Annotated in this window: 13 protein-coding genes; 5 read left to right on the top strand and 8 right to left on the bottom strand. The window is 72.3% G+C overall.

Translation table 11 applies throughout. The annotated features are described in order from the left end of the window. The 8 genes from R7226_RS13290 to R7226_RS13325 form a co-directional block, all read right to left on the bottom strand. The coding region (locus tag R7226_RS13290; RefSeq protein WP_318597651.1) for a prenyltransferase/squalene oxidase repeat-containing protein at positions 1-1,527 on the bottom strand (1,527 nt) is incomplete at its 3' end. Continuing rightward, a complete protein-coding gene (locus R7226_RS13295; protein WP_318597652.1) occupies positions 1,527-2,060 on the bottom strand; it encodes a DUF4395 domain-containing protein in 534 nt (177 codons plus the stop codon). The genes R7226_RS13295 and R7226_RS13290, both read right to left, overlap by 1 nt. 39 nt (positions 2,061-2,099) lie before the next feature. Continuing rightward, positions 2,100-3,200, bottom strand: coding sequence for a glycosyltransferase family protein (locus R7226_RS13300; protein WP_318597653.1), 1,101 nt, complete (start codon positions 3,198-3,200; stop codon positions 2,100-2,102). A gap of 4 nt (positions 3,201-3,204) precedes the next feature. Next, positions 3,205-5,259 (bottom strand): RCC1 domain-containing protein, encoded by a 2,055-nt coding sequence (locus R7226_RS13305; protein ID WP_318597654.1) that lies wholly within the window; start codon positions 5,257-5,259, stop codon positions 3,205-3,207. A gap of 93 nt (positions 5,260-5,352) precedes the next feature. Next, positions 5,353-5,991 (bottom strand): hypothetical protein, encoded by a 639-nt coding sequence (locus tag R7226_RS13310; RefSeq protein ID WP_318597655.1) that lies wholly within the window; start codon positions 5,989-5,991, stop codon positions 5,353-5,355. Positions 5,992-6,205: 214 nt separating this feature from the next. Then, a complete protein-coding gene (locus tag R7226_RS13315; RefSeq protein ID WP_318597656.1) occupies positions 6,206-7,363 on the bottom strand; it encodes a hypothetical protein in 1,158 nt (385 codons plus the stop codon). Positions 7,364-7,551: 188 nt separating this feature from the next. Then, a complete protein-coding gene (locus tag R7226_RS13320; RefSeq protein ID WP_318597657.1) occupies positions 7,552-7,983 on the bottom strand; it encodes a hypothetical protein in 432 nt (143 codons plus the stop codon). Further along, entirely contained in the window at positions 7,983-8,669 is a 687-nt protein-coding gene (locus R7226_RS13325) for a TetR/AcrR family transcriptional regulator (protein ID WP_318597658.1), read from the bottom strand. The genes R7226_RS13320 and R7226_RS13325 overlap by 1 nt, the downstream gene beginning before the upstream one ends. A 118-nt stretch (positions 8,670-8,787) precedes the next feature. Here R7226_RS13325 and R7226_RS13330 point away from each other — a divergent pair, with 118 nt between their 5' ends. From R7226_RS13330 to R7226_RS13350, 5 genes are all read left to right on the top strand, one after another. After that, on the top strand, positions 8,788-9,255 hold the full coding sequence (locus tag R7226_RS13330) for a pyridoxamine 5'-phosphate oxidase family protein (RefSeq protein ID WP_318597659.1): 468 nt from the start codon (positions 8,788-8,790) through the stop codon (positions 9,253-9,255). Positions 9,256-9,309: 54 nt separating this feature from the next. Continuing rightward, complete coding sequence (locus tag R7226_RS13335; protein ID WP_318597660.1) at positions 9,310-10,386, top strand: glucose-1-phosphate thymidylyltransferase; 1,077 nt, start codon at positions 9,310-9,312, stop codon at positions 10,384-10,386. Then, positions 10,383-11,318 carry a dTDP-4-dehydrorhamnose reductase gene (gene rfbD, locus R7226_RS13340; protein ID WP_318597661.1) on the top strand — a complete coding sequence of 312 codons (936 nt, stop codon included), beginning with the start codon at positions 10,383-10,385 and terminating at the stop codon, positions 11,316-11,318. Before R7226_RS13335 ends, rfbD begins: the two co-directional genes overlap by 4 nt. Further along, positions 11,315-12,307, top strand: a complete 993-nt coding sequence (rfbB, locus tag R7226_RS13345; protein WP_318597662.1) for a dTDP-glucose 4,6-dehydratase — start codon at positions 11,315-11,317, stop codon at positions 12,305-12,307. Before rfbD ends, rfbB begins: the two co-directional genes overlap by 4 nt. Before the next feature lie 88 nt (positions 12,308-12,395). Beyond that, positions 12,396-13,058, top strand: a complete 663-nt coding sequence (locus tag R7226_RS13350; RefSeq protein ID WP_318597663.1) for a TetR/AcrR family transcriptional regulator — start codon at positions 12,396-12,398, stop codon at positions 13,056-13,058. Positions 13,059-13,082: the final 24 nt, after the last annotated feature.

Consider the following 13,082-nt stretch of genomic DNA (forward strand, 5'->3'; position numbering starts at 1 on the left):
GCCGGCGCGCGCCGCGCCGCGCTGCAGCGGGCGGCCGACCCGCTGCGCGGCGATCAGGCCCTCGGTGCTCAGCGCCCGCGCGCCGGCCGGCCGCGGCCGCAGCCGTTCGAGCCCGACGCCGAGCAGCAGCAGCAGGCCGAGCAGACCGCCGACCGCGATCGTCGCTCGCTGTCTGTTCGTCAGACCCGAGTCGTCAGCGCCGGCTCTCGTCTTCAGCGCCGGGCCCGAGGAGGCTCTCACGACGCTGCCGCTGACCTCCTCGCCGCCCGCGGCGACGGGCGCCGCGGCCTCCTCTCTGGCAGCTCTCTCCGATCTCGCGGATCTCTCCGCCGGCTCGTCTCCGGCGGCGTTCTCCGCCGCCTTCTCGTCACCCGCTCTGCCACCGCCGTCGACCGCTCTCTCGAAGGCGCCGGGGTCGTCGGCCGTGTCGCCGCTGCTGCCGGCGGCGCCGCTGCTGGCGCCCTCGTCGGAGCTGCCGCTGCTCTGCCGCCGCTGGCTGTTGTCGTGCTTGGCTCTCTCCGCCGCCTTGCGCTTCGCGTCGGCGCGTCTGCGCGCGGCATCGGGGCCGCCGCTGGTGCTTTTGACGGGCGGCAGTTGGAAAGAGCGGCCGTTGAAGGCCGGGAACGCCTGCGCGGTCTCGACGACCGACGGCGGCACCTGGCTGTAGATGCCGCCCTTCGAGGTCAGTCCGCCGCTGCTCTGCTGCTGGTACTGCGTCAGCCCGTTGCGCTCGGTCTTGCCGGTGCTCGTGCGGATGCTCGGCAGACCGAACGCCTCCAGCGCCTGGATCGCGTAGGCGGTCGCGGCGACGGAGCCGCCGGCGCTCGCCTTCTCGACGCGCGTCGACTCGGCGATCGCGCCGTCGTTGACCTGCGCGGCGCGCAGGTAGTCGAAGCCGCTGAGCACCTGCGGCGTATCGCGGTTGGCGACGCCGGTCGCGGCCAGCGCCTGCAGCACGGCCGCGGTCGAGGCCGAGTCGGCGTTGCCGTCCGGTCCCCAGGCGCCGTCGGAGGTCGTGCTCGCCAGCAGCGACTCGGCGGCTTTGCGCGCGGTCGTCTTGGCGCTGCCGTCGCCGGCGGCGAGCAGTCCGAAGATCGCGAAGGCGACGCCTTGCGGGTCGGCTCGGACGGCGCTCTCGCTGAGGCGCGCGGCAATCTTCGAGGCGGGGTTTCCGAAGGCGCTCGCGCCCAGTCCGCTCGTGCCCTGCACGAGCGCGAGCAGACCGAGCTGCTCGAGCGAGCCGTACGCCCCGAGGTGACCGAGCAGGTAGTCCTCCGCGCTGCGGCCGTTCTTGAGGAACTCGTCGCGCGGGTGCTTGCCGGCGGCCAGCAGCGCCGCCGACGCCCACAGCGTCGCGAGCGGGTCGGAGGCGGCGCCCTTCGTCGCGCCGAAGCCGCCGTCCTTGTTCTGCGCCGCTTCGACGAACTCGACGGCGCGCGAGGCGCTGCCGGCCGCGGCGGCGCCTGTGGTCAGCGGGCCGGCGAGCGCCGCGACCGCGAGCACGGCCGCGACGACCAGCGCGCGCATCACGGCGTGGGCGGCGCCGGGGCAGGCGGCCTGCGCCCCGCCCAGATGTCGCTGCAGCGCTCGCAGACCTCCTCCGGGATCACCCCGGCGCGGATCAGCAGCGCGAACGCCTGGCAGCCGAGGCAGACCCCGGCGAACGACTCGAGGCTCGCGGCGACGACGAGCGCGCCGACCACGAGGTAGGCGGCCGTGTCGAGCCCGAAGGCGAAGAACAGCAGCGCCGCCGCCGTCGAGAAGACCAGCCCGATCGTCTGCGCGAACCGCTTCGGCGGGCCGGGGACGAGCTTTGCTCTGAACGGCAGCCGCGGCACGATCACTCTGTTGGCGAGCACGGCCAGTGGGCTGAAGCGGGGCCCGGAGAGCACCCGCAGCAGGAAGCCGACGGCCAACACGAGCGTCAGCCACGGCTGCTGCAGCACGATCGTCGCGAGCCCCAGCAGCACGACGCCGCCCGCGACGACGCGGGCGGTGACCTCGTTGACGGGGTTCGGGAACGAGACGAGCGACTTGAGAGTGACTGACGTGCTCGGCATGGGCTCGAAAAACAATACTACATTCTCTATCGGATTAGTCTAGATTGGTGGTTGGAGTGCGTGACGCGGTGAGCGGCGGCGTCCGGCGCGGCTCACGCGTGTGTCGACGCGTCTCTCGTCACGCGCCCGTTCGATCGCGGCGCGCAGTTCGCGCTCCCACACCCGCGCACCGCTGGAGATCGTCTGCCGCGCCGCCCAGCCGCGGGCGCGCGTCGCCAGCTCGACGCGACGACGAGGGTCGACGACGAGCCGCTCGATCGCGGCGAGCCAGTCGCCGTCCGCCACGAGCTGGCCGCCCTGCTCCTCGCCAAGCGCGACGTACGGGCCGATCGGCGACGCGAGCCACGCCGCGCCGCCGGCGGCGTACTCCTTCAGCTTCACGTTCGAGCGGCTCCGGGCCAGTGTGCCGTCGGCCAGCGGCGCGAGCCCGATGTCGAAGCCGCGCGTCAGCTGCTCGAGCCGCTCGGGCGGCACGACCCTGTGCCACGCGCAGCGCGGATCGTCGAAGCCGAGCCCGCAGCCGATCGCGACGACGCGGACGTCGGGCTGGCGCGCGAGCAGCTCCTTCAGCACCGCGCCGATCCGCAGCTGCTCGAGGTCGCGCTCGTGCTCCAGCGCACCGACGACGCCGACGACGACGCCCGCATGACGCGTCCGCGGGCGCCCGGGCGCGTCGTTGGGCAGGTAGTTCTCGATCACCGCCACGTGGCGAGCCCCCTCGGCGCGATAGAGCTCCGCGAGGTGCGCGCTCGGGGTCGTCATCAGGTGGGCGGTCCGCGCGATCTCGACGGTGCGCTCGAACAGCCGCCGCACCCCTCGCCGCCCGCCGGCGCGATGGTAGGCGGGACTGTTGCGGGGGATGCCGCGGACGTCGTCGTCGCTGTCCCACACGACGGCGACGCCCAGCTCGCGGAGCCGCCGGACGGCGGCGAGGTCGTCGTCGCCGGTCGCCTGCTGGACCAGCGCCACGTCCCACGGCGGTCGCTCCCGCTGGACGAGCCCGGCGAACGAACCGTCCGCCGACGGCCGCACGACGCTGTGGCCGCGGCGGGCCAGCTCGCGCAGCGGGATCTCCGCGCGGTAGCGCGCGTTGGCGGTGCCCTCCTTGAACGTCGTGGCGATCCGCAGCGACCTCAGCATGCGCTCAGCGGACGACCCGCACCGTCACCGTTCGCACGAGCGTCTTCGACCCGACCTTCAACGTCACGGTGACACGGTGAGTACCGAGCTTCGCCGTCGCGCCGACGCGCAGCGGCACCGTCAGCGTACTCGTCCGCCCAGCCGCCAGCGCCTTCACCGTGACAGCCTTGCCGCGCGCCGCGTGCAGTGCCTTCGGCGTGCTCAACGACGCCGCCGTCTTTGCCAGCCGGCCGCTCGTCGCGTTCTTCAGGGTGAAGCGCAGCGCGGCCGCCTTGCCGCGTCTGACCTTCACCGTCGCCGCCTTCGCCGCGAACGTGACGACGCCGTTCTTGCCGGCTGCGCCTCTCGGTCCGGCCGCGCCTCTCGGTCCCGTCGGCCCGATGGGCCCGGCGGGGCCGCCGGCGCCCGGGTCACCCTTGTCGCCCTTCTCGCCGGCGGGGCCGCCGCTCGGCTCGGTGCCGAAGCCCTCGAGCGGGATGTAGGCCGTCTCGCCCGCGGCGTCGACCACCAGCGTCGCGGTCCGCAGGCCCGGCTCCGACGGGGAGAAGCGGACGTAGAACCCGAACTCGCGGTTGGCGTCGAGCACATACGGCAGCGTCGCGTCGTCGATGCCGAAGCGGGCGAAGAGGAAGTCGTCGCGGTGCTCGCCGACGATCCGCACGCGCGTGATCGTCGAGGGCGCGCCGCGCGAGGCGACGTAGGCCGCCCGGGCGCGGCTCAGCGTCCCGACCTCCTGGCCAAGGAAGGCGATGCTGCCGCGGTCGGTGGAGGCCGGCTGCAGCGTCTGCTCGGTCAGCACGAGCTGGCGGTAGGCGCCTGTGCCGACGGAGAGCCACGGGACCTGCTTCAGCACGCCGACCCGCTGGGGAATCTCGGTCGCCGTCTGGCCGGCACCGCCGGCGCTGCCGTCGAATGGGAATCTGTACGCGTACGTGGGGCTGCCCAACTCGCCGCTGCCGCCGTTGCCCCACGCGTAGACGAAGCCGTCCTCACCGAGCCCGTAGGTCGAGTAGAAGCCGGCGCTGATCTGCGTCAGTCTCGGATAGGCCGGGAACGACGGCAGGGAGTTGGGGTTGGGCGCGGTCGGCACGAGCACTCTGTCGGTGGTGCCGGCGCCGAGGCCGAGCTGGCCGAAGAGGTTGCGCCCCCAGGCGCGGAAGCTGCCGTCGGACAGCAGCGCGAAGCTCGTCAGGTAGCCGGCCGAGATCGATCTGACGGTGAGGCCGGGCGGCGGCGTGAAGACGCGCACCGCGCTCGTCAGCAGGTTGGCGGAGGACGGCGTCGAGCCGTCGCCGATCTGTCCCTGGCCGTTGCGCCCCCATGCGGCGACGGTGCCGTCGTTCAGCAGCGCGAGCGCGTGCTGGCTGCCGCCGGAGATCGCGGTGGCGGTCGTCCCGGCGGGCAGCTCGACCTGGGTGGGCGTGGCGCGGTCACCGCCGTCGTAGGCGGCCTGGCTGCCGAGCGTGTCTCTGCGGCCCCATGCCCACACGCTGCCGTCGGCCTTGAGCGCGAAGCTGGCGCTCGTCCCGGAGGCGATCGCTCTGACGTTGGTCAAGCCTGCGACGGCCGTCGGAGTGCCGACGCTCGTCCCCGGTGCCGCACCGGCGTCGCCGTAGCTGTTGCCGCCGAAGGCGAGCACGGTCCCGTCGCCCTTCAGCACGAGCGTCGCGGTCGTTCCGGCCGAGACGGCGACCGCGCCTGCCGTGCCCGGGATCGCGGTGAACGCTCCCTCGTCGGGCAAGACGCCGTCGCCGAGGCCGAGCCCGCCGCTGCTCGCGACGCCGCGGCCGCGCACGCCCTCAGGCGTCAGCACGAACGAGCGGTCGCCCGCGATCGCCGCGGCGGTCGCCCCGGCGGCGTCTGCCACCGGTGCCGGCACCAGAGCCTGCGGAAAGCCGCCGCCGTCCGCTCCCCAGCTGACGAACTGGGTCTGCGCCGCCCGTGCGGTGGCCGGCAGCGCGACCGCGAGCGCGGCGATCGCGCAGGCGGCCGCGCGCGCGCGGCGCGCGTGGCGCCGCTTGGGGTCGCGGGCGGCCGGGGAGGTGATCGGATGGTGCATGCGCCTTCTTCCTTTGTGAACTCGAGCAGCGGCGCGGGGCGGCGCGCCACTGCGCGCCACCCCGCTCTGCCGGTGTTGCTGTGACGGGCTCGCCTACGGCGTGTAGGTGCCCTTGATCTCCCACTCCGAGGTGAACGGCGCGAAGGGACCGTTCGTGATGTCGGCCGTCCAGCGCAGCGTGATCGCGCCGCCGGTCGGGTCGACGGTGCCTCTCAGGGCGCTGCCGCTGGCGCCGGTCGGGTAGTCGGTGCCGCCGTAGCCGACGGTCCAGGTGCTGAAGTTGCCGCCGACGATCTGGTTCGTCGTGTCATCGACCAGGAGCGTCGGCCCCGAGGTCGTGAAGACGCCGAATCTGACGCTGTCGAACTGCTGCGGGTTGAGGATGTCGTCCGACAGCGAGTCGGGGCCGCTGAAGCCCTCGGACACCTGTGCTCTGCCGAGCAGGATCCCGGCCGTGCCGTTGACGAGCTGCGTGTACGTCGGGTCTCTCGTGAGCGACGATCTGTTCGAGTAGAACGTCGACGTCCCGTCCTGGTACAGCCGCACCCACGAACCGTTGACCGGCGGGTTGTTGGTGCTGTCGTACGTGCCGAGTCTGATCACGCCGCTGTTGAGCGTGACCGTCGCGGCGTTCGCGGAGCCGGTGAAGCCCGCGACCGCGGCTGCGCCGAGGACGAGCGTGAGCAGCATGGTGCGCAGCGACATCCGCCGCGTGCTGATGGTGGTGGCCATCTTGTTACCCTTTCCTTGGCTGTTGTTTGGAGTGAATGGACGCGATGACAGCCAATGCATCGCTAGGCACTGCGCGCGAGTTCCCCCTCGCGGCCTGCTGGTGACGTGAGCTCTGGTGACGGCGGCAGCTGGAACTGCCGCGGTCACCGACTCACGTCAATGCAGTCTTCGCAACCCCCGAGCGCGCGAGCGCCGTCGCGGTTGCCCCGGTCGCTCAGCTCGGGACGAACGTCCCCTCCAGATGCCAAGAGCCGGTGAAGGTGTCGAACGGGCCGCCGACGATCAAGCTCTTCCACTCGAGCACGAATCGCCGGGTCGCGGCGTCGTAGGTGCCGCTCAGCGCGGCGGTGCGCCCGGGCAGCGTGCCGTCCGGCTTCGGCGCCCCCTGGTTGAACGATATGCCGTTCCACTGCGCGACCCACGCCGTCACCTGCCCGCTGATCCGGCCGTCCTTGTGGCTGATCTGCGGCAGCGGATCGGCCGACCCCGTCTGCGCGTCGGTCGCCGCCGTGACGATGCTGAAATTCACGCCGAAGAACTTCTGCGGCTGGACGATCCGGCTCGCGAGCGCGTCGCCGCGGAGGATCTGCTCGGCCTCGACCCAGGGGCCCGAGTAGGCCGGCACCGGCGGCTCCTGGTAGGCGTCGGTGCGGAGCCCGCCGTCGCTGCCGGGGCCCAGCGGCGTGAAGTCCTTGTCGCGGAAGGGCGAATCGTGGTTGCTCATCGGCTCGCCGCCCGGGTTGAGCATCGCGAACCAGGTGCCGCTGCGTCTGCCGCTGGCGTCCTCCTGGCCCGCATCGAGCTTGAAGAGGCCGATGAGGGGCGTGGCGCCGACGGGCGCCGGGGCGGGGCCGGGCGCCGGCGGCGGCGTCGTCCCACCGCCGCCGCCGGGCGTCGTCGTCCCGCCGCCCCCGGTCGTCGGCGTCGTCGTTCTCGCCGCCGCCTTGACCGTCACGCTGCGCGTCAGCGCTCTGCCCGACTGCCGCCCCCCGATCGTGACGCGGACGGTGAGCGCGAGCCTGCCGGTCAGCTTGGTCGCCCGTCTCAGCCGAAACGCGTGTCTGGCGTCGATCGGCCCCGTGAAGCGCTCGCTCTTGCCACGCGCGCCGGCGAGCGCGAACGCGACCTTCACGCGTCTGCGCTGGATCGCGGCGCCGCGCGGCAGCTCGACGCGGCCGGCGAGCGTGAGCGTCTGCCCGGTCACCTTCGCCTGCGTGAGCGCGACCTTGGCGGCTGCCTTGCTCGTCGCTCTCGCGGCGGTCGCGGGTTGCACCGCCAGCGCGGCGACCGCGACGACTGCGAGAAGGGCGAGCGCGAGCGCGATGACAGCGCTCTGCAGGCCCCGTCCAACGGAGGGCGTACGTCTTGACACGGGTGAGGCTCCTAGCGACCGGTGACAACGACTTCGAAAAACAATCTCTCATTGTCGACCGATTTAGTCAACATTAGAATTCGCGCATGCCACCTTTCCAGCCGCCGCGACGGTCGTCAAAAGCCCGCCGCAGCGCGGTTCTCGGGCGTTCGGAAGGCGTTCAGATAGAGCGGTCGGAGCGGCCCGCTTCAGCGGGCCAGCGGCGCGCCGCGCCAGAGGATCGTCGCGAAGGTCTGCTCCGCGGCGTCGAGGTCCGGCGGGGTCGCGCCGGCCTTGATCTGCGTCCGCATCGACGCGTGGATCATGTTCAGCAGGAACTCGCCGTGCAGCGAGTCAGGTGCGTCGTCGCGCGTGCGCGCCAGCAGCGCCAGCAGGCGGTCGCGGTGCCGCACGCGCGTCTGCAGCACGCGCGCGTCGCGCATCGTGGCGATGAAGTGCAGGTGCAGCGCCTGCGGGTTGGAGCGCATCTCCGTGTAACAGGCGAGCACCGCGCGGTAGAGCCCGGCCTGCCACGTCGGCGCGCTCTCGATCAGCTCGCGACTGCGCTCGAAGACGCGGTCGAGCACGCGCTGGTAGTCAGCCAGCGCGGCGGGATCCGGGGTCGGCTCGCTGCGCAGCACTACGCCCGCCGCGGGTCGGTCGCCTGCCCGAACAAGAGCGTGCAGAAGCCGTGCAGGTCGTCGAGCAGCGCCGGCAGCGTGCTCGTCTCGCCGGCCGCGATCCGCTTGTAGACGACGTCGTGGACGGCGCCGACGATCCCCTCCGCGGTCAGCGGCGGCAGCGGCGCGCCGCCCTGCCCCCGCGCGATCTCTTCGAGCAGCCGCGCGAAACCGGCGTTGTGCGCGTCGCGCCGCTCGATCGCCGCCGGCCCGGCCGAGAGGATCCCGACGACGCACATGTGCGCGACTCTCGGCTTGCGCGCGAGCCCGTCGAGGAGGGCGGCGAGCCCGGCGTGAAGCTGCTCCGACGCGGTCGTCCCGGTCGCGCGCGCCGCGTCGACGCGCGCGTAGAGCCTCGCGGCGGCGTCGTCGCAGGTGCGCACGAAGGCGTCCTCCTTGCCGTCGAACTGCTCGTAGAAGGTCCGGCGCGAGACGCCGGCGCGGGCCGAGACGCGCTCGACCGAAGCGGCCGGATAGCCGAGCGAGAAGACGACGTCGACGAGCGCCTCGACGATCCGGTCGCGCTGGTTGTCGGCGACGAATCTCGGGGACAGCCCATGACGGCCGGAGGGCAGCTGGACGTCGTGCGGCGCGGCAGGCCTGCGCTTGCGCCCCGGCCTGCCGACGGCGGAGGTCTCCTCTGGCACGCGCGGCACGATACCTGACGACATCGGTGAATCTTGATCGAATCGATCGCCAAGGTCAATACTGGGCGCGACAGCAACCTACCGTGCGGTCGGCATCGATCATCTAGGCTCGCCCGCCATGAGCCGACGCGATCTGATCCGCATGACCGAGGAGGAGCTGGCGGCCTTCCTCGACGAGCAGCGCACCGTCGTCGTCGCCACCGTCGGCAGAGACGGCTGGCCCCACCTGATGCCGCTCTGGTTCACCGTCCGCGACGGCGAGCTGTGGGCGTGGACCTACGCGAGATCGCAGAAGGTCAAGAACCTCGAGCGCGACGACCGCGTGACGCTCCAGGTCGAGAGCGGCGAGCAGTACGACCAGCTGCGCGGCGTGATGGTGAAGGCCCGCGCGCGCCTCCATCACGACGTCGACGCCGTCACCGCCTTCGGGCTCGAGCTGTTCAGACGCTACGGCGGCGGCGGCGAGCCCGCTCCGGAGGTCGAGGCGATGGTGCGGGCGCAGGCGCCCAAGCGCGTCGCGCTCCAGTTCGTCGCCGCCGAGCCGCCCGTCACGTGGGACCACCGCAAGCTCGGCGGGGTCTACTGAAACACGGCCCGCGCGCTGCGCGGGCCGCGGCAGCCCGTTAGGCTGGGCAGTCGCATGAACGAACTGAAGGGACTGATCCTCTCCGGGGGCAAGGGGACGCGGCTGCGGCCGATCACGCACACGAGCGCCAAGCAGCTCGTGCCGGTCGCCAACAAGCCCGTGCTCTTCTACGGAATCGACGCGATGGCCGCGGCGGGGATCCGCCAGATCGGGATCATCATCGCGCCGGAGACCGGCGAGGAGATCCGCGAGGTCGCCGGCGACGGCTCGCAGTTCGGCGTCGAGATCACCTACATCCTCCAGGACGAGCCGCTCGGCCTGGCGCACGCGGTGCTGACCGCCGAGTCGTTCCTCGGTGACTCGCCGTTCGTCATGTACCTCGGCGACAACCTGCTGCAGGGCGGGATCCAAGAACTGGTCGACGCCTTCCGCGCCAACGAGCCGGACGCGCTGATCCTGCTGACGCAGGTCGACGACCCCGAGAACTACGGCGTCGCCGAGCTCAACGGCGACGGCTCGGTCACACGCCTGGTCGAGAAGCCGAAGGAGCCCGCGACCGACCTCGCGCTCGTCGGCGTCTACATGTTCACGCCGGGCATCCACGACGCCGCGCGCGCGATCAGACCGTCCAGACGCGGCGAGCTGGAGATCACGGACGCGATCCAGCACCTGGTCGACACCGGCCTGCGCGTCGACCCGCACGTCGTGCGCGGCTGGTGGAAGGACACCGGGCGGCTCGACGACATGCTCGAGGCCAACCGCCTGATCCTCGACGCGATCGAGCCGCGGATCGAGGGCGAGCTGATCGACTCGACCGTCGACGGCCGCGTGATCGTCGAGGCGGGCGCGACGCTGATCCGCGCGACCGTGCGCGGCCCGGCCGTGATCGCCGCGGGCGCGAGGCTGACCGACTGCTACGTCGGCCCGTACACGGCGATCGACGTCGACTGCGAGATCCAGAACGCCGAGGTCGAGCACTCGATCCTGCTGGCCGGCTCCTCGGTGCGCAACCTCGACGGCCGCATGGAGTCGTCGCTGATGGGACGCAACTCGCGCATCCGCCGCGACAGCAGCCAGCCGCGCGCTTACCGCTTCATGGTCGGCGACAACTCGGAGATCGGTATTCCATGAGCCTTCGGAAAGGCGAGCCCTCCGGGCGAGCGTTTCCGGCGGAAAGCAAGGCCGCAGGCCGCAGCTTTTCGCGCCTCCTCGTCACGGGGGCGGGCGGCATGCTGGGGAAGGACGTCGCCGCCGCCGCCCGCGCCGCCGGCCACGAGGTCGTCTCGCTGGCGCGCGCCGAACTGGACGTGACCGACGCCGGCGCCGTCGCCGCCGCGCTCGCGGCGGCCGCGCCCGCGGCGATCGTCAACTGCGCCGCCTGGACCGACGTCGACGGCGCCGAGCAGGACCCCGACGGCGCCGCCGCCGTCAACGCGACCGCGGCCGCGAACGTCGCGCGCGCGGCCGCCGAGCTCGACGCGCGGCTGGTCCACATCTCGACCGACTACGTCTTCGCCGGCGACCGGCCGGCCGGCGCGCTGCCGTACGTCGAGTCCGACGCAACCGGGCCGCACAGCGTCTACGGCCGCACCAAGCTCGCCGGCGAGCAGGCCGTCGCAGCCGCCGGCGGGTCGCACGCGATCGCGCGCACGTCGTGGCTGTTCGGCACCGGCGGCGGCAACTTCGCCGCGACGATGCTGCGGCTGGCCGCGGAGCGCGACGAGGTCACCGTCGTGGACGACCAGATCGGCTGCCCGACGGCGACCGCCCATCTCGCGCCGGCGCTGCTCGCGCTCGCGCTCGGCGACGCGCGCGAGGCGCAGGGGATCTTCCACCTCGCCGGCGGCGGCGCGCCGGTCTCCTGGAACGCCTTCGCGATCGAGATCTTCCGTCAGGCCGGCGTCACCTGCCGCGTGCTGCCGTGCACGACGGCGGAGATGCCGCGGCCGGCGCCGCGTCCCGCCTTCAGCGCGCTCGCCAGCGAGCGCGCGGAGTGCCCTCTGCTGCCACCGTGGCAAGGGGGCCTGTCCGACTTCCTCAACGCACGAGAGGTGCACGCATGAAGCTGCTCGTCTGCGGCGGGGCCGGCTTCATCGGCTCCAACTTCGTCCGCATCCGCGTCCGTGAGCACGGTGACGACGTCGTCGTCCTCGACAAGCTGACGTACGCCGGCCGTCGCGAGAACCTGCACGACGTGATCGACGACGTGCGCTTCGTGCACGGCGCGATCGAGGACCCGTCCGCGGTCGCCGACGCGATCGACGGCGTCGACGCCGTCGTCAACTTCGCCGCCGAGACGCACGTCGACCGCTCGATCGCAGAGCCGGACGCATTCGTGACGACCAACGGCCAGGGCACGTACGTGCTGCTGGAGGCCGCGCGCAAGGCCGGCGTCCGCTACGTGCAGGTGTCGACCGACGAGGTCTACGGCTCGATCGAGGAGGGCTCCTTCACCGAGACCTCCCCGCTGCAGCCCTCCTCGCCGTACAGCGCGACGAAGACCGGCGCCGACCTGCTCGTGCTCAGCTACTTCCACACGTACGGGCTCGAGACGCTGATCGCGCGCGGCTCGAACAACTACGGGCCGTATCAGTACCCGGAGAAGCTGATCCCGCTGATGGTGCTCAACGCGCTGCACGGCGACAAGCTGCCGGTCTACGGCGATGGCATGCAGGTGCGCAACTGGCTCTACGTGACCGATTTCGGGCGCGGCATCGGCCATGTGCTGGAGCAGGGTGCCGCGGGCGAGGTCTACAACGTCGGCGGGCCGGACGAGTGTCCCAACATCGAGGTCGTCAAGCGGATCGTCTCCGCGACCGGCAACGACGACTCGCTGATCGAGTACGTCACCGACCGACCCGGCCATGACCGCCGGTACTCGCTCTCGTCCGAGAAGCTGCGCGGCCTCGGCTGGGAGGCGCGGGTGCACTTCGCCGAGGGTCTGCAGCAGACGGTCGACTGGTATCGCGAGAACACGTGGTGGTGGGAGCCGATCCGCTCCGGCGACTACCGCGAGTACTACGAGCGCCAGTACGGGCGCGCGCTCGGCTGACGCCCTCGGGCTGACCGATCTGGCGCGCCACCGTTCGGCGCGCCGCCCGCGACCGCTCGACAGAGTTAGACTGGCATCGATCATTGCGATGGCCAGCTCCGACCGCACCACGCCGCGTAGCGCGATCCCTCGCGGCCGGCACGCACCACCGCTCGAAGTCCGGCTCGGTCTGCAGCGGGCGCGGCTGTTCGAGGCCGCGGCAGCAGTCTTCGCCGAGACGGGCTACGCCGACGCCAGCGCGGAGTCGATCAGCCGCGCCGCCGGCATGTCGAAGGCGACGTTCTACGAGCACTTCGCCAACAAGGAGGAGTGCATCATCGCGCTCTTCGACTACGCGTGGGACGTGCTGATCGGTCGCATCGTGAAGGCGGCGACGGCGGCCGGCGAGGATCCGCTCACGCGCCAGCGCGAGGGAATGAGAGCGTTCCTGATGGCGCTCGTCGAGTTCCCCAACGAAGCGCAGACGCTGCTCGTGGAGATCATCGGCGCCGGGCCCGCGGCGGCACGCAGACGCGACGAGATCCTGGAGCGGTTCGCGCGCGTCGTCGACCGCGAGAACGAGCGGATGGCGAAGACGACCGGCTCGCCGCGCTTCTCCACGCCGGACGACTCCTTCGCGATCGTCGGCGCGATCGTCGAGCTCGCGTCGCGCCAGGTCCGGCTCGGGCAGCCGGCCCATCCGCTCGACCTGCAGCCGCTGATCGAGCGCTTCGCGCTCGGTCTGCTCGGTCAGCGCCAGCCGCCCGCTTGATGGCGGGCGATCGCCGCCGCGCGC

Origin of the sequence: Conexibacter stalactiti (assembly GCF_033542075.1) — a bacterium.
GTDB lineage: Bacteria > Actinomycetota > Thermoleophilia > Solirubrobacterales > Solirubrobacteraceae > Conexibacter > Conexibacter stalactiti.